Origin of the sequence: Paraburkholderia sp. Clong3, assembly GCF_050436485.1 — a bacterium.
GTDB classification, from domain to species: Bacteria; Pseudomonadota; Gammaproteobacteria; order Burkholderiales; family Burkholderiaceae; genus Paraburkholderia; species Paraburkholderia tuberum.
In genome coordinates, this window is sequence record NZ_JBNDMH010000002.1 from 67,064 (window position 1) to 90,687 (window position 23,624).

The 23,624-nt window shown below is 66.3% G+C and carries 22 protein-coding genes and 1 pseudogene; 7 read left to right on the top strand and 16 right to left on the bottom strand.

The window, feature by feature from the left end; all coding sequences use genetic code 11:
• Positions 1–3 precede the first annotated feature (3 nt).
• On the top strand, positions 4–942 hold the full coding sequence (locus OKW30_RS04620) for a CobD/CbiB family protein (protein ID WP_184073822.1): 939 nt from the start codon (positions 4–6) through the stop codon (positions 940–942).
• Positions 943–1,014: 72 nt separating this feature from the next.
• Here OKW30_RS04620 and OKW30_RS04625 read toward each other — a convergent pair whose 3' ends face one another.
• From OKW30_RS04625 to OKW30_RS04635, 3 genes are read right to left on the bottom strand one after another with little or no spacing between them, the layout of a single operon-like run.
• Positions 1,015–1,335, bottom strand: coding sequence for a DUF2007 domain-containing protein (locus tag OKW30_RS04625; RefSeq protein ID WP_187627942.1), 321 nt, complete (start codon positions 1,333–1,335; stop codon positions 1,015–1,017).
• Between the two features lies 1 nt (position 1,336).
• Positions 1,337–2,335 carry a ribosome small subunit-dependent GTPase A gene (gene rsgA / locus OKW30_RS04630; RefSeq protein ID WP_429346123.1) on the bottom strand — a complete coding sequence of 333 codons (999 nt, stop codon included), beginning with the start codon at positions 2,333–2,335 and terminating at the stop codon, positions 1,337–1,339.
• On the bottom strand, positions 2,332–3,591 hold the full coding sequence (locus OKW30_RS04635; RefSeq protein WP_090801268.1) for a M48 family metallopeptidase: 1,260 nt from the start codon (positions 3,589–3,591) through the stop codon (positions 2,332–2,334). The genes rsgA and OKW30_RS04635 overlap by 4 nt, the downstream gene beginning before the upstream one ends.
• A 227-nt stretch (positions 3,592–3,818) precedes the next feature.
• Between OKW30_RS04635 and orn the strand changes: the two genes are divergently transcribed.
• Positions 3,819–4,430, top strand: a complete 612-nt coding sequence (orn, locus tag OKW30_RS04640; protein ID WP_429346124.1) for an oligoribonuclease — start codon at positions 3,819–3,821, stop codon at positions 4,428–4,430.
• Positions 4,431–4,468: 38 nt separating this feature from the next.
• Here the strand turns inward: orn and mog are convergent, their stop codons facing one another.
• Both mog and yjgA read right to left on the bottom strand, forming a co-directional pair.
• Entirely contained in the window at positions 4,469–5,110 is a 642-nt protein-coding gene (gene mog / locus OKW30_RS04645) for a molybdopterin adenylyltransferase (RefSeq protein ID WP_429346125.1), read from the bottom strand.
• Positions 5,091–5,708: a ribosome biogenesis factor YjgA gene (gene yjgA, locus OKW30_RS04650; protein ID WP_429346126.1), complete on the bottom strand. Its 618-nt coding sequence runs from the start codon at positions 5,706–5,708 to the stop codon at positions 5,091–5,093. Before yjgA ends, mog begins: the two co-directional genes overlap by 20 nt.
• Positions 5,709–5,857: 149 nt before the next feature.
• Here yjgA and pmbA point away from each other — a divergent pair, with 149 nt between their 5' ends.
• A complete protein-coding gene (gene pmbA / locus OKW30_RS04655) occupies positions 5,858–7,228 on the top strand; it encodes a metalloprotease PmbA (protein WP_187627946.1) in 1,371 nt (456 codons plus the stop codon).
• Between the two features lie 97 nt (positions 7,229–7,325).
• Here pmbA and OKW30_RS04660 read toward each other — a convergent pair whose 3' ends face one another.
• From OKW30_RS04660 to OKW30_RS04700, 9 genes and pseudogenes are all read right to left on the bottom strand, one after another.
• Entirely contained in the window at positions 7,326–7,826 is a 501-nt protein-coding gene (locus OKW30_RS04660) for a dihydrofolate reductase (protein ID WP_018421333.1), read from the bottom strand.
• A gap of 71 nt (positions 7,827–7,897) precedes the next feature.
• Positions 7,898–9,458 (bottom strand): annotated as a pseudogene (locus tag OKW30_RS04665) (sigma 54-interacting transcriptional regulator).
• Between the two features lie 24 nt (positions 9,459–9,482).
• A complete protein-coding gene (locus OKW30_RS04670; protein WP_429346127.1) occupies positions 9,483–10,934 on the bottom strand; it encodes a hypothetical protein in 1,452 nt (483 codons plus the stop codon).
• Positions 10,935–11,027: 93 nt separating this feature from the next.
• On the bottom strand, positions 11,028–11,837 hold the full coding sequence (locus tag OKW30_RS04675; protein ID WP_187627949.1) for a peptidase C39: 810 nt from the start codon (positions 11,835–11,837) through the stop codon (positions 11,028–11,030).
• 7 nt (positions 11,838–11,844) lie between these two features.
• A complete protein-coding gene (locus OKW30_RS04680) occupies positions 11,845–12,558 on the bottom strand; it encodes a C39 family peptidase (protein WP_429346128.1) in 714 nt (237 codons plus the stop codon).
• 105 nt (positions 12,559–12,663) lie between these two features.
• Positions 12,664–14,055, bottom strand: a complete 1,392-nt coding sequence (locus tag OKW30_RS04685) for a hypothetical protein (protein ID WP_429346129.1) — start codon at positions 14,053–14,055, stop codon at positions 12,664–12,666.
• A gap of 25 nt (positions 14,056–14,080) precedes the next feature.
• Positions 14,081–14,749: a hypothetical protein gene (locus OKW30_RS04690; protein ID WP_429346130.1), complete on the bottom strand. Its 669-nt coding sequence runs from the start codon at positions 14,747–14,749 to the stop codon at positions 14,081–14,083.
• Complete coding sequence (locus OKW30_RS04695; protein ID WP_184027849.1) at positions 14,746–15,297, bottom strand: hypothetical protein; 552 nt, start codon at positions 15,295–15,297, stop codon at positions 14,746–14,748. Before OKW30_RS04695 ends, OKW30_RS04690 begins: the two co-directional genes overlap by 4 nt.
• Before the next feature lie 95 nt (positions 15,298–15,392).
• The gene (locus tag OKW30_RS04700; RefSeq protein WP_184073839.1) at positions 15,393–15,869 is read right to left on the bottom strand and encodes a hypothetical protein; all 477 of its coding nucleotides are present in this window, start codon (positions 15,867–15,869) and stop codon (positions 15,393–15,395) included.
• Between the two features lie 538 nt (positions 15,870–16,407).
• Here OKW30_RS04700 and OKW30_RS04705 point away from each other — a divergent pair.
• Together OKW30_RS04705 and OKW30_RS04710 are read left to right on the top strand one after the other, a co-directional pair.
• Entirely contained in the window at positions 16,408–17,802 is a 1,395-nt protein-coding gene (locus OKW30_RS04705; RefSeq protein ID WP_184073796.1) for a sigma-54 dependent transcriptional regulator, read from the top strand.
• Between the two features lie 337 nt (positions 17,803–18,139).
• Positions 18,140–19,111 (top strand): thymidylate synthase, encoded by a 972-nt coding sequence (locus OKW30_RS04710; protein ID WP_090801238.1) that lies wholly within the window; start codon positions 18,140–18,142, stop codon positions 19,109–19,111.
• Positions 19,112–19,233: 122 nt separating this feature from the next.
• Here the strand turns inward: OKW30_RS04710 and OKW30_RS04715 are convergent, their stop codons facing one another.
• Together OKW30_RS04715 and OKW30_RS04720 are read right to left on the bottom strand one after the other, a co-directional pair.
• Entirely contained in the window at positions 19,234–21,786 is a 2,553-nt protein-coding gene (locus tag OKW30_RS04715) for a DUF6600 domain-containing protein (protein WP_429346131.1), read from the bottom strand.
• A gap of 148 nt (positions 21,787–21,934) precedes the next feature.
• Positions 21,935–22,648, bottom strand: a complete 714-nt coding sequence (locus OKW30_RS04720) for an ArsR/SmtB family transcription factor (protein WP_184027858.1) — start codon at positions 22,646–22,648, stop codon at positions 21,935–21,937.
• Between the two features lie 210 nt (positions 22,649–22,858).
• Here OKW30_RS04720 and OKW30_RS04725 point away from each other — a divergent pair, with 210 nt between their 5' ends.
• Together OKW30_RS04725 and OKW30_RS04730 are read left to right on the top strand one after the other, a co-directional pair.
• A complete protein-coding gene (locus tag OKW30_RS04725; protein WP_167368602.1) occupies positions 22,859–22,999 on the top strand; it encodes a hypothetical protein in 141 nt (46 codons plus the stop codon).
• 118 nt (positions 23,000–23,117) lie between these two features.
• Complete coding sequence (locus OKW30_RS04730) at positions 23,118–23,624, top strand: acyl-CoA thioesterase (RefSeq protein WP_184073788.1); 507 nt, start codon at positions 23,118–23,120, stop codon at positions 23,622–23,624.

Consider the following 23,624-nt stretch of genomic DNA (forward strand, 5'->3'; position numbering starts at 1 on the left):
CGCATGACTTTTTTCTCCGTATTGCTGGCTCTGATCATTGAACAGGTACGCGCGCTGTCGCCGAACAATCCGTTGTCCGCGTTGCTTCAATACCATGCGGAGTCGGCGGCGCAAGGATTCGATGCTGGCAAGCAACGTCACGGTCTGCTCGCGTGGCTCGTCGTGGTGGTGCCCTGGACGCTCGCGGTCGCGCTCGTCTACTACGTGCTGTATCACATTCACTTCATGCTCGCGTTCCTGTGGAACGTCGTGGTGCTGTACTTCACGCTAGGCTTCCGGCAGTTCAGCCATTACTTCACCGACATCCATCTCGCGTTGAACAACGACGACGTGCCACGCGCGCGCGAAATTCTCAACGAATGGACGGGGCTCGAGACCGTCGACATGCCGGTCAGCGAGATCGTGCGTCACACGCTGATCCACGCGGTGGTCGCGTCGCATCGCCATGTGTTCGGCGTGTTCTTCTGGTTTCTGATTCCGGTCGGTCCCGCTGGCGCGGTGCTGTACCGTTGCGCGGAATATCTCGCGCGCGCATGGGCGCGGCCGGCCGACGACCGCACCGTCGCGTTTTCGAGCTTCGCGCAGCGCGCGTTCTTCGTGATCGACTGGGTGCCGGCGCGGCTGACGTCGCTGGGCTTTGCGATCGTCGGCAATTTCGAGGATGCGATTTACGCGTGGCGCAATCATGCGCGGCAGTGGCCCGATACGAACGACGGCGTGTTGCTCGCCGCGGGCAGCGGGGCGCTCGGCGCGCGTCTGGCCGGGCCACTCGCGGAGCCGTCGAGCCTCGACGCGCTCGCCACGGGCGACGGCGGTCCGATGCAGGTCGGCGACGACTGCACGCCGCGCACGCTGCAATCGGCAGTGGGGCTGGTGTGGCGTGCAGTCGTACTGTGGATGATCCTGCTGTTGATGCTGACCATCGCGGTGTGGCTCGCCTGAAGCGGCCAGGCCACGCGCGCAGCACAAGAAGAAGCCGGGCAATGCCCGGCTTCTTCAATTCCCGACTCCACTTCACCCCTTCAACGGATCGCGCACAGTCCCGCATTGCCAGCACACGGTGAACTGCGCCTCGAGCACCTCGCCGCACTGCTGACAATGCCATGGAGGCGCGCCCGGTGCCGGTCCTCGCGAGGCCGCTTCGATCAGCCGCCGCGCGATCGCCTCATCGCGTTCATCGACGAGCCACAGCTCCGGCGCGCACTGGTCGGCCGGAATCTCGCCGAGCGCACCGTTCAGATAGCGGTTGTGCAGCTCGCAAGCGATGCCCGCGCTCTCCAGCACGTTGACCCAATGCTGTCCGATGATCAGGTTCGGCGCGCGCATCAGCTTCATGTCAGCGGACAATCTGGCTCGCCTCGTGCACGAGCTGCGCATAAAGCGCATGCCGTTCGCGGCGGATGCGCCCGTCGGCGACCGCTTGGAGGATCGCGCAGCCAGGCTCGTGCAAATGATGGCAGTTATAGAAACGGCAGTTTGGCAGTAGCGGCCGGAACTCGGGGAACGCGCGTTCGAGCCGGCCTTCGGTCAGGTGATGCAGGCCGAATTCCTGAAAGCCCGGCGAGTCGATCAGCGCGCCGGCCGCGCCGTTGACGCCATTCACGCCGGTCGTGCCCTCCGACCGCGGCAGCGGATAAAGACGCGTGAACGTCGTGGTATGGCGCCCGCTGTTCAACGCGGTCGAGATCTCGCGCGTCGCGACTTCGGCATCGGGAATCAGCAGGTTCACGAGCGTCGATTTGCCCATGCCGGACTGGCCGAGCAGCAGCGTCGCGTGACCATCCAGATGTTCGGTCAGCGTGGCGCGTGCCGCCTCGGGCTGCATCCGGATCGACGCTTCGAGCACCGGATAGCCGAGCGCGCGATACGGCTCGAGCCGCTTGCGCGCGCCGTCCAGAGCATCGGTGACGTCGATCTTGTTCAGCACGATCAGCGGCTTCAATTCGTTCGCCTCGGCGGCGACGAGCGCGCGGCCGAGCAGATCCTCGCTGAAATGCGGCTCGGTGGCGAGCACGATCAGCAACTGGTCGAGGTTCGCGGCGAACAGCTTCGACTTGTACTGATCCGAGCGATACAGCAGATTGCGCCGCTCGCCGATCTCGACGATCACGCCTTGATCCGCCGAGGTCGGCTCATAGATCACGCGATCGCCGACCGCGACCTCGCTGCGCTTGCCGCGTGGGAAACATTGCAGCAACGCGCCGCCGTCTTCAGGAGCGACCAGATAGTGGCGGCCGTGCGCGGCCACTACGAGGCCGCCCGTGCGCGTGCCGTGCATGCCGGATGCGGTGGCCGACGCGCCGCGCGCCGCCTTCTTCGGAGCGCGGCCGCTCATGCGTGCTGCAGCAGTCGGTCGATCCGCTGCGAGGCCGGCGGATGCGAATAGTAGAACGCGGTGTAGATCGGATCGGGCGTCAGCGTCGACGCGTTGTCCTCGTACAGCTTGACGAGCGCGTTGACGAGATCGTGCGCGTCGGTTTGCGTCGCCGCGAACGCGTCGGCTTCGAACTCGTGCTTGCGCGAGCTGAGACTGCCCAGCGGCGTGACGAAGAACATGAACACGGGCAGCGCGAGGAAGAACAGCACGAGCGCGAGTCCGCTATTGCCGCCGACGAGCGACGGCCGCACGCCGAGCCCTTCGTAGAACCACACGCATTGCGTCAGCCAGCCGAGCAGCGCGAGCATCGCGAGGCTGATCGCGAACGTGACCAGCATGCGCTTCATCACGTGACGACGCTTGAAGTGGCCGAGCTCGTGCGCGAGCACCGCTTCGATCTCGCGGCCCGACAGGCGCGCGAGCAGCGTGTCGAAAAACACGATGCGCTTGCTCGCGCCGAAGCCGGTGAAGTACGCGTTGCCGTGCGCCGAACGGCGGCTGCCGTCCATCACGAACAGGCCCTTCGCGGCAAAGCCGCAGCGCTTCATCAGCGCCTCGATGCGGGTCACGAGCGCTTCATCCTTCAGCGGCTCGAACTTGTTGAAGAGCGGCGCGATGAAGGTCGGGAAAATCAGCAGGCCGAACATCTGGAACGCGACCCACACGACCCATGCCCACAGCCACCACAGGTTGCCCGCGCGGTTCATCAGCCACAGCACGACGAACAACAACGGCAGGCCGAACGCGATGCCGAGCAGCGCGCCCTTCAGACGGTCGAAAAAGAACAGGCTTTTGCTCATGCGATTGAAGCCGAAGCGTTGCTCGACGACGAACTGCCGGTAGTAATCGAACGGCAGGTCGATCGCGCTCGTGATCGCGATCACAGCGGCAACCAGCGCGATCTGACCGACGTAGCCGCGGCCGAGCCAGTCGGAGATCGCGAGATCGAGCATCTGCACGCCGCCGAGCAGCGTGAGCCAGATCAGCACGGCCGCGCCGACGACGATCTCGACCATCGCGAGCCGCGTGCGCTCGACCGTGTAGTCGGCCGCGCGCTGATGCGCGGTGAGCGCGATGGTGTTCGCGAACTGGCTCGGCACCTGTTCGCGATGCGCGACGACGAAGCGGATCTGCCGCGACGCGAGCCAGAGTTTGGTGCCGACCATCGCGACGACGGCGACGACGAACAGGGCGGTGAAGTACAGGGTAGGCATCCGGGGATTCCGTGGTATCTATGCGAGAATTATATGTTTCTTCCCGCCTCGCGGCGGAGATACGGTTTAACGTGACGGTTCAACGCAAGAGCTCCGGGTAGCAGTTCAGGGCGGCGCTTTGGCGCGGCCGGCCCGGCTCGAACCGCGCGAATCGATTTCAAACGAACACATGCCGCGCCGCGCGGGTTTCCAGCTAAGCCCGCCGCGCGGCCCTCAGGGTTGCCTTCATGACTGACATCCTCGCATCCACCGAACAGCCGCCGCTCGTGCGCAGCGACATGAATCTCGTCTGGCTGGACATGGAAATGACCGGGCTCGAGCCCGACACCGACCGCATCATCGAGATCGCGGTGGTGGTGACGAATTCGACGCTCGACAGGATGGTCGAAGGTCCGGTGCTCGCGATTCATCAGAGCGATGAATCGCTCGCGAAGATGGACGAGTGGAACCAGAACACGCATGGCCGCTCGGGGCTGATCGATCGCGTGAAGGCGTCGACTGTCAGCGAGGCCGACGCGACCGCGCAAATCCGCGAGTTCCTCGGCCAGTACGTGCCGCCCGGCAAGTCGCCGATGTGCGGCAACTCGATCTGCCAGGACCGCCGCTTCATGGCGCGCTGGATGCCGGATCTGGAGAGCTTCTTCCACTACCGCAACCTCGACGTGAGCACGCTGAAGGAGCTGTGCCGGCGCTGGCAGCCGGTCATCTACAAGGGCTTCCAGAAGCGCGCGATGCATACGGCGCTGGCCGATATCCACGAGTCGATCGACGAGCTGAAGTACTACCGCGAGCATTTCCTCGTGCCGTCGGCGCCGGACGTCGCCGCGAGCGCTCAGTAAAGCGCGGGCTTGCACGGGCAGGCCCCGAACCTCGAACCTCAGTCTTGCCGCGGCGCGCGTTGCGCGCTTTTCGGCCGGAACGCCTTGACCACGTCGACGTTCGTTTCTACGTAAGGGCCGCCGATCAGGTCGATGCAGTACGGCACCGCCGCGAAAATCCCTGGCACCTTGACTATGCCGTCATCGCGCAGGCCTTCCAGCGTTTCCCTGATCGATTTCGGCTGGCCGGGCAGGTTGATGATCAGCGCGGCGTGTCGTTCGGTTTCGCGGATCACCGCGACCTGGCGCGACAGGATCGCGGTCGGCACGAAATTCAGGCTGATCTGCCGCATCTGCTCGCCGAAGCCGGGCATCTCCCTGGTCGCGACAGCGAGCGTCGCCTCGGGCGTCACGTCGCGGCGCGACGGTCCGGTGCCCCCGGTCGTCAGCACCAGATCGCAGCCCACTTCGTCGACCAGCTCGATCAGCGTCGCCGAGATGGTCGGCGCGTCGTCGGCGATCAGCCGCGTGACCACCTGCCATGGCGAGCTCAAGGCCGCGCCGAGCCACTCCTGCAGCCCCGGAATGCCCTTGTCCTCGTATACGCCCGTCGACGCGCGGTCGCTGATCGACACGAGGCCGATCACGATTTCGTCGGGGTGCTGACGTTGCTTACGTTGATCAGGCGTCGCGGTCGTCATCGTCGTCTTCCGCGGCGAGGTTGGGGTCGTGCGCGTCTTGCGCTTCGTCGTCGGTGCCGGTCGCGCTCTTGATCCACTGGAACAACTCGCGGAAGTAGCGCGGCGGCTTGCTCTGCTCCGCTTCCTTGCGCGCGTTGCGGATCAGCGTGCGGCCCTGCTGCGGGTCGGCGCTCGGGTGCTGGCGGATGAACTCGGTCAGCGCGGCGTCGTCGGCCAGCAGCTTTTCGCGGGTGCGCTCGATCCAATGGAGCTTCGCCGTCTCCGACTTGTTGATGCCCTTGTAGGTGTCGAGCGCGGTGCGCAGCGCGGCGGTTTCGGTGTCGAGCAGCGAGCGCATCACGCGGCCGACGTACTGGATCTGGCGGCGCTTGCCTTCGTGGTCGGTGATGCGGCGCGCTTCGCGCACGGCTTCGTCGAGCTTTTCGGGCATCGGCATGCGCTTGAGCGCGTCTTTCGGCAGCGCGACGAGTTCCAAGCCAAGATCCTGCAACGCCTGCATTTCGCGTTTGACCTGGGACTTGCTCGGACGATCGTAGCCGTTTTCGTCGACTTCCGTGACGACGGATTCGATCGGTTGAATGCGGGTTTTGCGTGTCATGCCGGTATTGTAACTTGCCGCGCCGGCCCGACCCGCGGCGGCGCGTACCTTGCTATGATCGCGGGATGCATTTATCCCGCACCCGCGCGCCCGCGCCGAATACGGTGCGCATATCCGGGCCGCGCGGCCCCAACAGGACGGCAACCACAATGGCAGCAGACATGGACGTCAAGCAGCGCTTTTTTCCGCATACCCAGGATGAGCTGAAGGAAATCGCCTCGGACATCCTTCGTCACGCGAAGGCGCTCGGCGGCACCGACGCCGCGACCGAAATCTCCGAAGGCGACGGCCTGTCCGTCTCGGTACGGCGCGGCGAAGTCGAGACGATCGAGCACAACCGCGACAAGATGGTCGGTGTGACGGTGTTCATCGGCAACAAACGCGGTAACGCGAGCACCTCGGACTTCTCGCCGCAGGCATTGAAGGACACGGTCGCGGCCGCCTACAACATCGCGCGCTTCACCGCCGAAGACAATTGCGCGGGCCTCGCCGAAGCGGAGCTGCTCGAAACCGCGCCGCGCGACCTCGATCTGTACCACCCGTGGAATCTGTCCGCCGACGAAGCGGTCGAAATCGCGCGCCGCGCCGAAGACGCCGCGTTCGCGACCGATCCGCAGATCAAGAACTCGGAAGGCGCGAGCGTGTCGGCACAGCACTCGCAGTTCGTGCTGGCGACCTCGCGCGGCTTCCTCGCCGGCTATCCGTATTCGCGCCACTACGTCGCGTGCGCGCCGATCGCCGGCAGCGGCCGCAACATGCAGCGCGACGACTGGTACACGTCGACGCGCAGCGCCGACGAACTCGCCGATCCCGAAGCGGTCGGTCGTTACGCGGCGCAGCGCGCGCTCGCGCGCATCGGCGCGCGCGGCCTCGACACGCGCAAGGTGCCGGTGCTGTTCGAGGCGCCGCTCGCGGCGGGCCTGCTCGGCGCATTCGTGCAGGCGACGAGCGGCGGCGCGCTGTATCGCAAGACTTCGTTTCTGGTCGACAGCCTCGGCAAGCCGGTGTTCGCGCCGCACGTGCAGGTGGTCGAAGACCCGCACGTCGCGCGCGCGATGGGCAGCGCGCCGTTCGACGAGGAAGGCGTGCGCACGCGCCAGCGCCCGGTCGTGAAGGACGGCGTCGTCGAGGGCTACTTCCTGTCCACCTACTCGGCGCGCAAGCTCGGCATGAAGACCACCGGCAACGCGGGCGGCTCGCACAACCTGTCGCTGCTCAGTTCGAACACGCGCCCCGAGGACGACTTCGAGGCGATGCTGAAGAAGCTCGGCACGGGTCTGCTGCTGACCGAACTGATGGGGCAGGGCGTCAATTACGTGACCGGCGACTACTCGCGCGGCGCGTCGGGTTTCTGGGTCGAGAACGGCAAGATCCAGTATCCGGTCGAGGAAATCACGGTCGCGAGCACGCTGCAGGAGATGTTCCGCCATATCGTCGCGGTCGGCGCGGATACGATCACGCGCGGCACCAAGCAGACCGGCTCGGTGCTGATCGAGCGGATGACGATCGCGGGGCAGTAAGCCGCACGGCGAGTTCCAGCGCAGCCCCGTATCAAACGAAAACGCCACGCAACTGAACGTTGCGTGGCGTTTTTTATCGCTTGCGCGGCGCGCGCCGTCAGACGTCCTTGCGCTGATACGTGACGAATGCGTAATCGAAGTCGTTGGGCGCATTCGAGTGATGCGCTTCGCGCGCGATTTCTTCCCACACCTGCGGGTCGATCGCGGGGAAGGTCGCGTCGCCGTCGAAGTCGGCGGCGATTTCGGTGACGATCAGCTTGTCCGCATGGCGCAGCCCTTCGTCGTAGAGCTCTGCGCCGCCGATCAGAAACGCCTGCGGCGCCTGGTCCTGCGCGGCGAGCGCGAGCGCTTCGTCGAGATTGGTCGCGGTGTCGCAGCCCTGAAAGCGCCGCGAGGCATCGCGCGTGACGACGATGTTGCGGCGTCCCGGCAGTGGCCGGCCGATCGATTCATGCGTTTTGCGGCCCATGATGATGGGCGCGCCCATCGTCGTGCGCTTGAAGAATTTGAGGTCTTCGGGCAGTCGCCAGGGTAACTGGTTGTCTCGGCCGATCACGCCGTTGCTGGCGCGAGCGACGATCAGGGTGAGCGTCGTCATCGAATGGAAAGAGGAGGGTAACCGGGCGATTCTACCCGAGCCGTCGATCCACACCGACGCGTACCCGCCGCTCACGCCCGCGCCGGCCCGTCCGCGGGGAGCGCTCCCTTGTCGTCGGCGCTGCCCGGTTCGCGCAAGCCGTGCACGCCCATCAGCCGATACAGCGTCACGCGGGAAATGTTCAGATCCACCGCCGCCTCGTTCAACCGGTGCCGATGGCGCAGCAGCGCGGCCTCGATCGCGCGCTTCTCGGCAGCCTCGCGCACCTGCGTGAGCGTCATGCTTTCCTGCCCGGTGTAGCCCGCGAGGTCGAGGTCGTCGGCCGAGATCAGCTTGTTCTCGGCCATCACGATCGCGCGGCGCACGCGGTTGATCAGCTCGCGCACGTTGCCGGGCCAGTTGTAGTTGTAGAGCGCCTCGATCGCCGACGGCGTGAAGCCGCGAATCTTGCGCGCGTTGTCGGTCTTGAACTTGTGCAGCATGTGGTACGCGAGAATCTCGATGTCCCGCCCCCGCGCGCGCAGCGGCGGCTCATCGACGCGCAGCACGCACAGGCGATGAAACAGATCCGCACGGAACTGGCCCTCGCGCATCGCGCCGTCGAGATCGACGTGGGTCGCCGAGATGATGCGCACGTCGACCGGAATCGATTCGCGTCCGCCGAGCCGCTCGATCTTGCCTTCCTGCAGAAAGCGCAGCAGGCTCGCCTGGCTTTCGAGCGGCAGATCGCCGATCTCGTCGAGAAACAGCGTGCCGCCGTCTGCCGCCTCGACGCGGCCGATCTTGCGCTGATTCGCGCCGGTAAAGGCGCCGCGCTCGTAGCCGAACAGTTCGGATTGAAGAAGATGATGCGGGATCGCGCCGCAGTTGATCGGCGTGAAGGGCGCCTTGCGGCGCGGCGAGCGCTCGTGGATCGCGAGCGCGGTCAGCTCCTTGCCAGTGCCCGATTCGCCCGCGATGAACACGCTCGCGTCGGTGTTCGCGACCTTGCGGATCGTGCGAAAAAGCTGTTGCATCGCCTCGCAGGTGCCGACCATTTCCTCGTCGCCCGCTTCGCTGACGGGCGGCGGAAGTTCCGGGTCGCACAGCGCGACCATGCCGAACGCGTGGCGCGGCCAGATAGTCGATCGTCGCGTGCGCGACGGGCAGCTTCACGAAGTCGAAGCAGTAGTGGCGCACGAGGCGTCGCACGAGCGGATCGTCGAGCCGCTCGTTGGTCGCCAGCGCGATCCAGCCGATCTGCTGCTGACGCAGGCTCGCCTCGAGTCCGCCGATGTCGCGCGGCGCGAAGCTCGCCAGATCGACGATCCCCGCGCATGCGATGTCAGGTTTCACGAGTCGCCCGAGTTCGTGTGCCGAGCGCGCCGCCGCGACCTGCCAGCCGCGGCTTTGCAGATGCGCGATCAGCGTTTCGTCGGGCGTGCGCGCGACGTACAGCAACTGTCGCTCGACGCCGCGCACCGCGGCGCTCGCCGGGCCGCCGGCTTCGTTGCTTGCCGGTGGGAGAACGCCCGGCGCCGCCGCGGACCCAGCGGACGACACGGCGGCGCGCTGCTTCGGCACCGCGAGCGACAGATGCGATCCCGCTGCCGCGACGGAAGCCACACTGTTCAGATGAGGTGATTCACGCACGTTCGACCTCGTATCGTTGGCACGTCAGAAGGTGTACGGAAAGCGCATGCCGACCACGAAGTTCGGCGCGTCGGGTGTGAGTCCGATCGATACCGAGCCGTTGATGGTCAGATGCTTGTTCACGACGTGGTTCAGGCCAAAATTCATCGCCGCGGCCGTGGTTTCGCTGCCCGGCACCTTCTGATAGCTGCCGCCCGGCGATTTGGTCTGCGACGCGGGTTCGAGCGCCATCGTGAACGACACGCTGGCCGAATCCTTGTCGGAGAACGCGAGCGCGACGCCTCCGCCGAACTGCACGATGTCGCCGAGCTTGACCGTCGCCGGTTCGGTTTGTCCCTGCACCGACGAGATGTCCGCGAACGAACGCGCGAGGTTGTAGGTATAGGAAACGCTGCCGAACAGCACGACCGGGTCGTAGGTCTTCAGCACCGACAGACCCGCCGTGATGTTCCAGAAGCCGGTGCCGGTCGGCAGTCTGGTCGGCGCGACGAGGTTGGTGTTGTCCGCGTCGACCTGCACGACTTTTTCGCCGAACGGCGAGCTGCCGGTCGGCGCCTTCACGCGCAGACTGCCGACCACGTCCGGCAAGGCATTGGTTTCCCTGACGAACTGGTAGTAGAGGCCGAAGTTCACGTCGCCGATGTCGTGACTCGACACCGTCGCGTCCGACAGCGTGCTCGCCGCGCCGCCCGCGCCGCCGACGATGAAGGTGCTGCGCCGATACAGGTACGGTACGTCGACGTCGACATTGATGCGGTCGGACACGCCGTAGCGCGTGTCGAGGTCCGCCATTACCTGGTGCGACTTGGTCTGGCCGAGGTTGATGTTGCCGAGGAAAATCGCGTCGAGCGCGAGGAAGCCCGACAACTGCAACTGGCGACGGTCGTAGTAGGTGTCGCTGATGCCGAAGTCCATCGTCAGCTTGTGGTCGAAGAGCGGCGCATGCTCGCGTTGCACGACCGCCTGCTCGGCCTGGGTGCGCACCGGTTCATTCGCGCGCTGGGTCCGGCCGACCGCGCCGCTGCCGTCCGTGGCGGCGGGCAGGCCGCCGGCGCTGGCGTTGCCTGCATTGCTGCCGTCCGGCGTCGGCGGATTGACCGGCACGCCGGTCGCGGTGCCGGTGGTGCCCGCCGGCGCGGGCGCGCCGGGCGCGATCTGCGCGAGCGGCGGCAGCGGCACCGGCAGGCCGTCGGCGCCGGGCTGCTCGGCCACCGTGTCGCTGCCCGCGGGGGCGCCGGCGCCCGGCACGCCGCGTCCGCGCTGCGCCATCTCGAGTTCGGTGACCTGCCGTTCGAGCGAATGGATCTGCCGCTGCTGCTCGTCGACGACGCGCATCAGCGTGTTCAGACGGTCCTCCACGGATTGACCGGCGAGCGCCTGCGCGCTCGCCGTCTGAGAAAGAGCCCACAGCATGACGGCGGCCGGAATGGCCGCGAGAGCCATGCGCGGTGCCCTGGTCGATGACACTTTTTTCATTTTTGCTCCCCCGGTGGTCCGGCCACGCGGTGCTGACTGCGCGGCCGTTTCTTTACTGCTTTTGCTGCAACTGGCGGGTGGCGGCCCGCTTCGTCATCTCCTGTTTTGCAGTGCCTGCAGTACGCCTAACTGACGAAGCATCGAAGCCGACATCTGCTGGGTTTGCAGATGCAGTTGCAGGGCGTTGGCGACTTGCTGGTTATTGCCTGCAATCTGCAGCAATTGGGCAATCTGCCCGTTGCTCGGCGCGATGGTCTGGGTGGCGAGCCCAGCGGGTGTCTGCAGCGCCACGTTCACGCCGTTGCTGCCGAACGAAATGCCGGCTTTCACGGAGCCGGTCGAATTGCTGGCCGATGCCGACGGCGCGTTGGCGGAGCCCGTCAGCGTCACGGCGCTGTTGTTGAAGTCGATTAGCGCGGCGTTGGTGCCGCTGTTTCGATCGCCCGCGACCTGGGTGACCTGCGACACGCCATTGACGCCGACACTCTGGCCGCCGCGCGCCTGGGCATTCGGGTTGGCGCCCGAATCGCCTGGTTGGCCGTGCGCGCCGCCGCTCACGCTGGCGAACGTGCTGACGGAGCTCGTGAGCTGGCCGCCGCCGTTCTGCACCGCGCTCAGCGATCCCTGGGCGAGCGCGCTCGCGCCGTTGGGCAACTGCCATTGCGAAATGACGTTCAGCACGAAGCCGGAGATCATCGTCGCGCCGGCGTATTTGCCGGTCTGGGTCGCGAGCACGTCGTCGCCGACGAGTTGCACCCGCAGGGGCGCGGCGCCTGGCTCGGGCGGTATCGAAAGTTCGGGAGCCGGTGGCGAGGCGGCGCCCTCCGAAGCGTGGGCGAGGCCGCCTGCGCCGCAGGCGACGGCGCAGAGCACGAACCCAAGCTGTGTGAAGTGTGACTTCATGGCGGGATCAGAACATGTCTGCCTTGTTCAAGCCGTACTCGAAAAAGGGAGTCGCGGCGGTGCCGGCTGCCAGCGCAGCGGCGCGCAGCTTCAGCGCGAGCGACTCGTTGTCCTGCAACAGTGGTGAATCCTCCCTGAAGGGTTTGCCGAGGACCGCGAACACGAGACCGTTCCAGGTCTTCGCGAAGTCCTCTTCGAGCACGATGCGATTGCCGAGCGCCGGGTCCGCGATGAACACGCGGCCGTCCTGCGCATGCTTGACGATCACGAAATGCTCGTAGCCGTCGATGTTCATCAGGACCATCACGGGGATCTGAAGATGGTGGAGCGCTTCGACGTTGACGCGAAAGCCGCGGCCGCGCAGCCCGATGGTCTCGACGAAGTGCTTCATGTCGAGCATCGAGAAGCCGTTCTTGACGACGACTTCGGGGGTTGAAAAGACCATCATCCGGCGAATCAGTTCGGTTTCCGGAATATCGATGCCGTAGCCGTACTTGAGGAGGGTGGCGAGCGCCGCGGCGCCGCAGCTGTAATCGAATTGCTGATTGACGATGTGGTTGTAGCGCAGGTCCTTCATCGAACGGACCGTCTTCGTCAACGGCACGCCGGCGAACGTGGACGTGTCGATGCTCGACTGTGCGGCGGCGTGATCCGCGCACAGCACGCACCCTGCCAGCGCTACGACGAACGGTAGCGCCGGGAACCCCTTGAACCCGGTCATGCTGGTCTCCTGCCCGATCCGCGCCGGCAGCTTCGATGGCTGCCGGCGCGCCCCTCCGACTGCTTTGTGCTTCTTCTGCTTGCCCGCGCTCGCCGCGTCGTCGGCTTATTTGCCGCTGTTCAGCGCCGCGATGGCAAGGCCGTTGTGCTGCAAGTTGCCCGCGCCGCCGGCGATGTTCACGCCGATGTTTCCGGAGGCGCCTTTCAGCGTATCGGCACCCAGACTCGCGGTGCCCTGGAATTGCCCGTGGACGGCCATCGTCGCGGATTGCGAGTTGTCGTCCGTCGCATCCATCGCGGTGGTCAGCGCCTTGCCCGGCGAGGTCGTCGTCACGGCGCCGGCAAGCGCGTTGTCCTGCGCGTTGCCGATACCGGAAGCGATGTTCACACCGACGTTGCCCGTCACACCCGACAGCGACCCGTTGCCGACCGACGCGTTCAGATTGAAGTTGTGGATCGTTGCGCTGCCGCCCGAGGACTGCACGTTGAAGGCCTGCGCGTTGCCGAACACGTTGCCGACGTCGACCGAGGCGAGCGACACGTCGTTGCTCTGCGCGTTGTCGATGCCTTCCGCGATGTTGATGCCGAGGTTGCCCGACACGTTGCTGGCTGCGTTGGTGCCGGTGGTTGCATTCAGCGTGGCGGCAGCTTCGTTGTTGATGTGCTGCGTGATCGAGCCGCGCGTCGTCACGTCGGTCGTCGACATGCCTGCGTCGATGCCCCAGGCGGCGCCATACGAGTCGCTCGACGACGAGCGGCTGCGCGAGTAGCCCGACGATTGCTCGCCGACCATCGCATAGCCGGAGCCTTCGCTCGCCCTGAAGCCCCATGAACGGCTTTGCCCGGACGCTTCGCTCGCTTCGAAGCCGCCGGCGACGCCCGACGAGTTCGCGTAGCTCGATTCGCGATAACCGGCCTGCAGGCCGCCGCGGGCGCTGAACGAGCCGCTGCCGTGCGAGAACGTGTTGTGGTCCTGATAGCTGTAGCTGCCGCCGATCGAGCCGCCGGCCGACAGATGGCCGCCCGAGTTCTGACTTGTGTGCGAGAAGCTGCCCGCGATGCCGGCTGCCTGCTGGCTGGTTTCATAGCCGCCGCTCGTCACGCTCGCGCTCTGGCTGCCGTACGCATAGCCGCCGGAGGCTTCGAAGCCCTGCGAGCCCGAGCTCGACGACGTATGGTTTTGCGTCGTGAACGCGAATGCCGAGCCGCCGCCCCTGACCGACGTTCTGCTGTTGTTCAGGGTCGTGGTCACGTTGCCGCTGGTGTAGGTCTGCGCCTGCGGATCGAGCGTCGCATTCACGTTGACGGTCTGATTGTTGTTGATCACCGCGTTAGCCGTGCTGGAGACGTGCACGCAGCCAAACAGTCCGACCAGACCTTCGACGCCGACCATCTCGCCGACGACCGTCGTATTGAACAGGTAGGCCTTCTGCGGCGCGGCAAGCACGCTGCCGGACGCGGCAACGAGAACGGCCGTGGCAATAAGAGTGCGCTTCATGATTCGCTCCGATACTTAAGTGTGGTCAGTTAAAAAAAGTGCCCGCCGGGGGACGGAGCACAAAACTGTTTGCCGTGGCATTACCGGCGCCGGCTGCCTGGTTGATTTGCACGATTCCGTTCGCGTTGCGCAATGCATCGCTGGAAATGCTTGCCTCGCGCACGCCGTGAATCGCGTTCGACTGCCCCGGACTGCCGTTTTTCGGGGCCGTCGCGGATAGCTCCCCATCCGAGACGGTCTCGACTCCGAGCGCCGCAGTCCCGATCTGGGTGCTGTTGCGCTGCAGATTCCCTGCTCCGGCCGACTGGTTCACCAGCACCGCGCCGGATGTGTTCGAAAACGCATTGGCTTCGATCGACGCTTGCGCGCGCGGCACGTTCGCGGCCACCGACGCGCTTTGCACGCTCGCGTTCGCGTTGCCGACCGCGGCGCCGTTCGTCACCGTGATCTGGTTGGCCTGCGCGTTGTCGAGGCCAGCCGTTTCGTTGACCGTGAGCGCGCCCGTCGCGCCCATGCCCGCGCCGGTGCCGATCGTCGCGATGGCGCCGACGATGGGCACCGCTTGCGCCTGCGCGTGAGCCGCGCCGGCGACGAACGCAGCGACGCCCATGCACAGGCACGCGCAGACGCGCAGGGCCGGGCGTGCCGCAGCGATTTGCCGCGAGCGCTGCGAGGGGCGCAGACGTGTGCTCATTTCAGACCTCCGAGCGTGCCGCCGAGCACGTTCGATAGCGGCGCGAGCGCGCCCGTCACCGACGAGCTGATCGTGCCGCCTACGCCCGTCGCCGGTCCGCCGATGCCGCCCGAGTTCAGCGGGATCGTGTTGCCGGTCGCCTTGCCGGAGAGGATCTGCGTGACGGCCTGCATGCCGGTGCCGCCGAGTACGCCGCCGGCGGCGACGCCGTTCGAGCCGTGCGCGTTCGTCAGATCGGTGTCGCCCACGAGCGTCGCGATCGTCGGATCGAACGAGTTGGCCGGGAACGTGGTGGCGCGCACGGCGACCGGGTCCTGGTCGCGCGGCACGGGGACGAACGCGTCGCGCGGCGTGACGCTGCGCTCGACGACGAGGTCGCCCGGATTGGCAACCTGCTCGGCATAGGCATGGCTCGTGAAGCAGGCGGTGACGAGGACACTGGCGAGAAGGGCGGTGCCGGCCGAAGCGGCGCGCGGCAAGACCGGAGCGTTGCTGAACGACGCTGCCGGCAGCCCGAGGGCGTGCGGCGTCTGTTGGTTCGTACTCATGTCCCGGTCCCTTCTCTCTTGTTGCCTGTGTCCCGCCGTCGTGGGGCGCGTCACTGTGCCTGGTTATTTGCCGTCTGTTCGTGGCTTCGTCCTGCTTACTTGCGCTGGTAGGTCGCGACGTTGCCCTGGGCGGCGCGCGCGGCATCGACGGGCACCGGCAGCGGCGAGGGTGGCGCGATCTCGTCCCACAACGTCACCTGGTTGCCGCCGCTTTGCATCAACCGGGGCGTCGCGGCGACCATCAACATGCCGACCGCGCCGCCGCGTTGCCGCGACAGCATCTGGTCGTCGAGCGAAATATCGTTCATGGATGCAGCATCGGCAGCCGGGCTCGACGGGTTGGCGGCAATCTGGCTGTCGTCCTCCGCGGCAACCGGCGCGGTGGCTTGCAGGCTGGCGGAGGCGGGGTCGGCGGCATCGCTGGAATCCGTCAGCGTGGCGAATCGCGCCGGGGCGGCTTGCGCTGTCGGAGTGCCGGCACTCGCCGGCAGGGCGCTGAACGCGAGAGCTGCGCAGATCGCGAAGTATGGTGCGCGGCGGCTTATCAGATCGATGCGGAATGCGAGTCGCATGATGTGTCTCCCTGGTGCACGCCAATTAGCGAAACGTGTGCCATCGCTCGCAATCCATTGATACGTCTGGCGCCAACCAGCGCAAACACGACTAATGCGTTCCAAATCGGGAAAAAACGTTGCAGCCCTGAAACGGATCAGCAGAAAATACCTGTAATTCGTTAATCCGCGACGTACGAAATACTGTCGCGAGAACGCCACGAAAAGCGCTTCCACTAATGTTTTATTTGTCGGCTGAATAAATCGCGATCGGCCGCTAAGCCTTGATGGGCAACGGGTCAATCGATTAAATTCGCATAATTGTTTTCGAAGCGGCGCGCGTATAGTAAGCTCTCGAAAACAGCTTCAGATTTAAAAAAGGCCCATATCGGGCCGTCTCGAACACACACGCCGCTTTCTTGGGGATCAGCTGTCCGCACGGAATGGAATGGCCGTTCGGGTTTTGCGATTCGCGAATCCTGGACGAGTCAGCGTGTCTGAACCGCAATTTCAGGTGCATGCGTCGTCCTTAACGTTCGTTGGCGAGAGGATCTGAATAATGGAACCCGCAACGCGGCAACTGATTTACGTTTCGCGTGACCCGAGCGCGGAACTGAATACGCGTTTTATGCAGCGTGGCTGGCATGTCGAAGTCGTGGGATCGGCGCGCGATGCGCGCCGGGCAGTGCGCACCGGCTCGGCTGCTGGTGGCCTGCTCGATCTGTCCAGTGATTTCCAGCCGCACGAAATCGCTGCTTTTGAATCCTGTTTGACCATGCCGAACGTCGGCTGGGTCGCTGCCACTACGCCTGGCCAACTCCAGGACGCCGCGTTGCGCCGGCTCGTGCGCGACTACTGTTTTGATTACGTGACGGTGCCGTCTTCTGGCGACCGTATTGTCGACTCGGTCGGTCATGCGTACGGCATGATCTCGCTGAGCGAAACGGCGTCGCACGACGGCTCGCAAGGCGCCGAGGGCGAGATGGTCGGCTCGTGCGACGCGATGCTCGCGCTGTTCCGCTCGATCCGCAAGGTCGCGATGACCGACGCGCCGGTGTTCATCTCCGGGGAATCGGGTACCGGCAAGGAGCTGACGGCAGTCGCCATTCATGAACGCTCGGCGCGGCGCAACGCGCCGTTCGTGCCGATCAATTGCGGTGCGATCCCGCCGCATCTTCTGCAATCGGAGCTGTTCGGCTATGAGCGCGGTGCGTTCACCGGCGCGAACCAGCGCAAGATCGGCCGGGTTGAGGCGGCCAACGGCGGCACGCTGTTTCTCGACGAAATCGGTGATCTGCCGCTCGAAAGCCAGGCGAGCCTGTTGCGCTTCCTGCAGGAGCGCAAGGTCGAGCGGCTCGGCGGCCATGGCGCGATCGACGTCGACGTGCGCATCATTTCGGCCACGCACGTGGACATGACCGCGGCGATGATCGAAGGGCGCTTCCGTTCCGACCTCTATCACCGCCTCTGCGTGCTGCAGATCGACGAGCCGCCGCTGCGCGCGCGCGGCAAGGACATCGAACTGCTCGCGCGGCACATGCTCGAACGTTTCAAGAAGGATGCGAGCCGCCGCCTGCGTGGCTTCGCGCCCGACGCGATCGCCGCGCTGCATAACTACGGCTGGCCCGGCAACGTGCGCGAACTGATCAATCGGGTGCGGCGCGCGATCGTGATGTCGGAGGGACGCGCGATCACCGCGCGCGACCTCGAACTTGCCGAATACGTCGAGATCGTGCCGGTGTCGCTCGCGCAGGCGCGCGAAGCGGCCGAGCGTCAGGCGATCGAGCTTGCGTTGCTGCGGCATCGCGGGCGGCTCGGAGACGCGGCGCAGGAACTTGGCATCTCGCGAGTAACGCTGTACCGGCTGCTGTGCTCGCACGGCATGCGTCATATGGAAGCCGAGCCGATGGCGCCGCCGCACGGCGATTTGCCGGCGTCGGTGCAGCATCTGTAGGCGGCGCGGGCGAGCGGCGAGACGGGCGACGTGGCATGTGAAGGTCTGGCGCGTCGCCGGGGGTCTCGGGCTGTGCCGGTTCGGACGGATTGACTGTGCCTTCCGGGCGCAGCGACGCCCATCGGCCAAGCGTCGCGTCGAAGCACTTTTGCATGCACGTGTTTGCCGCCCGTATATCGCGTACCGCGGTGTTTTCCTTTCCGTCTGATATTTCCCTCGATATTCCCCATGCGGCGCGCCATGCCCCGGCGGCGTGCGGTCGCGCTTGTTAGAATCGGGTTTTGCTCAATTCCGTGTGCGCGCCTGATCGGGTTCGCGCCGCGCCGAAGGAAACTGCATGAAACAATACCTGGACCTCGTCCGTACGATTCTCGACACCGGCACGTGGCAGGAGAACCGCACCGGCATCCGCACCATCAGCATGCCCGGCGCGATGCTGCGCTTTGATCTGCAACAAGGCTTTCCAGCGGTCACGACGAAGAAGCTCGCGTTCAAGTCGGCGATCGGCGAGCTGGTCGGGTTTCTGCGTGCTTCGCGCAGCGCCGCGGATTTCCGCGAGCTCGGCTGCAAGGTGTGGGACGGGAACGCGAATCAGAACGCACAGTGGCTCGCCAATCCGTATCGCGAGGGCCCGGATGATCTCGGTGATGTCTACGGCGTGCAATGGCGCAAGTGGCCGGCGTACAAGGTGCTCGACGCCAGCGCAAGTGCGCAACTCGCTGACGCGCAGGCGCGCGGTTTTCGCGTGATCACACAGTTCGACGAAGAAGGCCGCTCGAAGGTGCTGCTTTACAAGGCGATCGACCAGCTGCGCCAGTGTCTCGACACGATCATGCAGAATCCCGCCGATCGACGCATTCTGTTCCATGCCTGGAACCCAGCCGTGCTCGACCAGATCGCACTACCGGCTTGCCATCTGCTGTACCAGTTTCTGCCGAACGTTACGCGCCGCGAAATTTCGCTGTGCCTGTATATCCGCAGCAACGACGTCGGGCTTGGCACGCCCTTCAATCTGACCGAGGGCGCGGCGCTGCTGCATCTGGTCGGACGGCTGACGGGCTATACGCCGCGCTGGTTCAGCTATTTCATCGGCGATGCGCATATTTACGAGAATCAGCTCGATATGCTGCACCAGCAGCTCGAGCGCGAGCCGTACGAGAGTCCGCGGCTCGCGATTTCCGATCGCGTGCCCGACTACGCGAAGACCGGCGTGTACGAGCCGGAATGGCTCGAGACGATCGAGCCTGCGGATTTCTCTCTGGTCGGCTATCGGCATCACGAGCCGCTGACGGCGCCGATGGCGATCTGATGTCGGTGGGAGCGGGGCGGTAGCGCTCGCTCTCGTCGTCGTCGAATAACAGAAGCCCCGCGATGGTTTGCATCGCGGGGCTTTATTGTTGCCGGGACGGCAGGCGTCCTGCTCAGCTCTGCTCAGCTCTTGTGATGCTCGTCGCGATTGCCGCCGCCCTGGTGCTGCTCGGCATGTTGCGGTTGCGGCTGGGATTGCGGACGTGGCTGCTGCACCTGCTGGGGCCGCGGTTCGGGGCGTGGCTGCTGCATCTGCGGACGCGGCTCGGGCCGGGCTTGCGGCATCGGCTGTGAACGCGGTTCGAAATGCGGCTGCTGCGCCTGCTGGAACTGCGGTTCGGGCCGAGGGGCTTGCGGCATCGGCTGCGGACGCGGTTCGACACGCGGCTGTTGCGCCTGCTGCATTTGTGGTTCGGGACGCGGTTGCTGCGGCGGGACGGCGCGCGGCGCCTGTTGCGTCACAGGCGGATGCCGGTTTGGCACACGCGCCTGTTGCTGCGCGGCCGGGTTGTCCGGCGGGTGGGACATACCGGCCTGTTGCGCGAAGCTCGGCTGTTGCGGGCCGCCCGGTTGCGCCATGCGCGGTGCCTGCTGCGCCATCGGGGTATGCGGCTGCGTCCATGCCGGCTGAGACCTGCCGACCGCGCCCCATTCCTGCGGCGCGCCGCGCTGCCGTGCGTACGCCGCCGCGTTGGCTGAATTCCCACCGGCTGCTTGCGGCGGCCGCGGCACACCATTCGACGGATGGCCCATATTGCCCGCGAGCCCACTCTCGCCAGGCTGCGGCGGACGCGGCTTGCCGACCATCTGCGGCGGCATGCCCTGACGCGCTTGCGGCGCTTCGCCATGCGGCCCCACGACGCCGGCTTCGCCGGGCCGCTGGCCAGCCTGCTCGACGCCATGCGGGCCGTTACCGCCCATTGCGCCAGGCGCGCCAGGCGCACCCGCGGCCATCCCCGGCGGACGTCCCGGCACATGCGATTGCACGACCCGCACATTCGCCATCGGCAGCGCGCTCGGTGCGCCGGTCATATGCGCCGGCACAGCGGTGCGCACGACCGGCTGGCCGCCGCCGGGCACCCGACCGCCGCTTTGCGCGAAGCGCTGCGCGAGTTCGTCGTGGTAAGCGGCCGGCATGACGGGATTGCGAGTCGCGACGACCGGCCGGCCGACGACGCTCGCCGGTGGCCGGTAGTTCGCGCGCCGCAGATCCGACCCGAAGCTTTCTCGCACCGGCGCGATCCCCGGTGCGCCCGGGTTGATCCGCGCGTTGCGCCACTGCGCCGGATCGACCTTCTGCGAAAAGCGTCGGACTGGCTGACCGTGCACGAACGCTGTCGCCGGCACGGCTGTCACACCGCCCGGCACGCGATAGTTCACGTATGTGTTGTGGATGTTCACGTTGCGGCGGTAGTCGTTGACGATCGTCGTGCGGTTCACGCGGTTGTAGTACCCAGCGCTCCAGCGGTCGTGAGCGCCCCAATGCGGATGCCACCGCTCGCCCGGCCCGAGCGGAAACCACGCGACGCCCGCCGCGATGACCCCGCCGACCGCCAGGTTCACACCCCAGTCGACACCGCCGTCGTCGTCGCCGACGAATGCGACCAGCGCCGGCGCATAGACCGGCGCCGCGTCCGCTTCGAGCGGACCTGGCACCCAGGCCCACGTGCCGTCGACCTCGGCCCAGCGGCCGTAGTGGTACGGCGCGAAGCCCCAAGGTTGGTCGTCGACCCAGGTCCAGCCCCACGGCGCCTGCCAGACCCAGTGGCCGTCGTGATACGGCGCCCAGCCGGCCGGCGTCGCGTTCGGCACCCACACTTCGCCGTACTGCGGCGTCTCGCGCCATGTGCCGTTGGCATCGAGGTCCTCGTAGCCGGGGATGTCGCGCGACACGTAGCGCGCCGACAGCGAGCGGTCTTCGGTGGCGTCGCGGCTGGCGGCCCACTGGTCGAGTTCGTCGACAGCGGGCGCGCGGTTGTCGGCGAGCTGCTGCAGGCTGGTGCCGGCAAAGCGGATCTGCTGACCCGCCGCGACCGGCACCTGGCCGCCGTCGCCGTACGCGATCGCGCTGCCGCTGCGCACGGTGACGGTCGTGCTGCTGCCGTCCGGCGCGACGTCGACGCGGTAGTCGCCGGGACCATTTACGCCGAGCGCAAGGTTCGGCGTGTCGATTTCATACGACGAGCCCGGCGCGAGCTCGCGCACGCGCGTCGATAGCGTGCCTTGCGCGACTTTCAGTTGCGCGGTCGTGTCGTCGAGATTGAGCACGTCGAGGCTCGTGTTCTGGCCGAGGCGCACCGCGGTCGAGCCGATGTGCAGCTCGGAGCGTGCGTTCTGGTCGTTCCATAGCTGGTCGCCGGTCGTCAGCGGCCGGTTGATCTGCGCGTACGACCAGTCGGTCGCGCCGGCGGGCTCGGTGGTCACGGCGCCGGCCGTGTAGTTCAGCCGGGCGATGCGCCCCGGCGGATCGCCGCCCGACGGATCGCCGCCCGACGGATCGCCGCCCGACGGATCGCCGCCCGGCCCGACGGCCGCCGCGGCTTGTGGCGCGGGTGTCGCTTGCTGCGCCAGGGCGCTCTGCGTCGCGAGCGCGACGACGGCGGCCGCGATCAGCGTATAGCCGCTCATCCGGCGTCGGATCCCGGCATGCTGCACGGGCTGCTTGGCGTGTGTCATGACTGATCTCCGACGGACGTGGCAATGGGCCGGTCCGTTCAGTCACTGTACTTGCCGCCTATGTTTCAAGAATCGCTCATTTGTAAGGTGGATTCACTGGCGTGTAACAAAAGGTCTCGCGGCGTCGGGCCGCCGGCAGGTGAACGGTCTATCCGGCCAGAAACGCATCGAATTGTTGATGGCCGGCCGGCGTGACGCGCAGCACGCGCGGTCGCTCGGTCCGCTCGACCCAGCCCTGCGCCGACCACGCATCGAGCAACGCCGCGCCGAGCGCGCCGCCCAGATGCGGTCGGCGCATGCTCCAGTCGAGGCAGGTGCAAGCGAAGCGCCGCCGTCGGGTCTTCTGCGCGGCCATGTCGATGCCCCAGTCGGCGAAGCGGGCGACGCCCTGCGCGGTCGCTTCGAGCGATGCGCCGTCTTGCGTCAGCAGTCCGCGCTCGAGCATGCGCTCGAACATGCGCACCGACAGCTCGCCTGCCATGTGGTCGTAACAGGTGCGCGCATAGCGCATTTCTAGCGGCACGGTGCGTGCCGGACGCGGCACGCAGCGCTGTGGCGCGCTGACCTGCGCGACGTTGGCGAGTGCTTCGATCGATGCGGCGATGTCCGCCGACGCGATACGGAAATAGCGATGTCGGCCGCGCACTTCGAGCGCGAGCAGCCCGCCGTCGGTGAGCCGTCCGAGATGGGCGCTCGCCGCCGATGGCGACAGCCCCGCGATCATCGTCAGTTCGCCGGCTGGGCGGGCGCTACCGTCCATTAGCGCCCACAGCATCGCGGCGCGGCCGGGATCGGCGAGTAGCGCGCCGATGCGGCTCAGGCCGGGGAAGTGGTTCTGGTCGTCTAAGAGGGGGGCGGTCATGGCGCGTCTCCTGAATGGGCGGCACAGGGCAGCGCGGTCCAATCGCAAAGCCCGCCGCCACGATTCCTACTCTACGCGCATCGGGTATTCGATGTTTCAGCTTCGCGTGAACAATCAATGCGACGGACGTGTCCGGCTCGGTCCGCGTTTGCGCGTCGTCGCGAGCCACCAGGCTAGAATCGAAGCCTGTCCTTGCAGGAAATCGATGTGATGAAAACTCTTCTCGCCGTCGCCGCGGCGGTTCTGCTGTCCAGCGCCTGCGCGGGGGGCGGAGCCGGCTCGGGGTCGGCCGGCAGCGGCAGCATCAACATGTACGGTACCGTCGACACAGGGATCAGCGTCCACAACTAGGCCCACCCTCGGCCCATCGGCGCGCTTCGCGCCGCGTCCCCAATCGACGCCGCGCCGCGCGCAATATTGCGCTCGTATAATCGTCTCCTTTCAATGCATCCGATTGACCGGAGTCAAGATGAGCACTGTTCCCACCGCACCGCTGGACCGTTCGGAAACCACCTTCCGCTTTCTCGCCGAGCCGACCTCGGTCAACTTCGGCGGCAAGGTGCATGGCGGCGCGCTGATGAAGTGGATCGACGAAACCGCCTACGCATGCGCGGCGGTATGGTCTGGGCGCTATTGCGTGACGGTCAGCGTCGGCAATATCCGTTTCCGTCGGCCGATCCTCGTCGGCAATCTGGTCGAGCTGCGCGCGCGCGTCGTCGCGACGGGCCGCACCAGCATGCACATCCACGTGTCGGTGCACGCGGGCGACCCGAAGGGCGGCGAACTGCTGCAGACCACCGACTGTCTCGTCGTCATGGTCGCCGTCAACGAGAACGGCCATCCGGTGCCGGTGTCCGCCTTCCTGCCCGAGACCGAGGAGCAGAAACGCCTCGCCAGGTACGCGATGGACGTGAAGGAAGCGCTCGACGCGATCGTCGAGCTGAAGCCGGAAGAAGTCGCGCAGGGAAAGATCTAA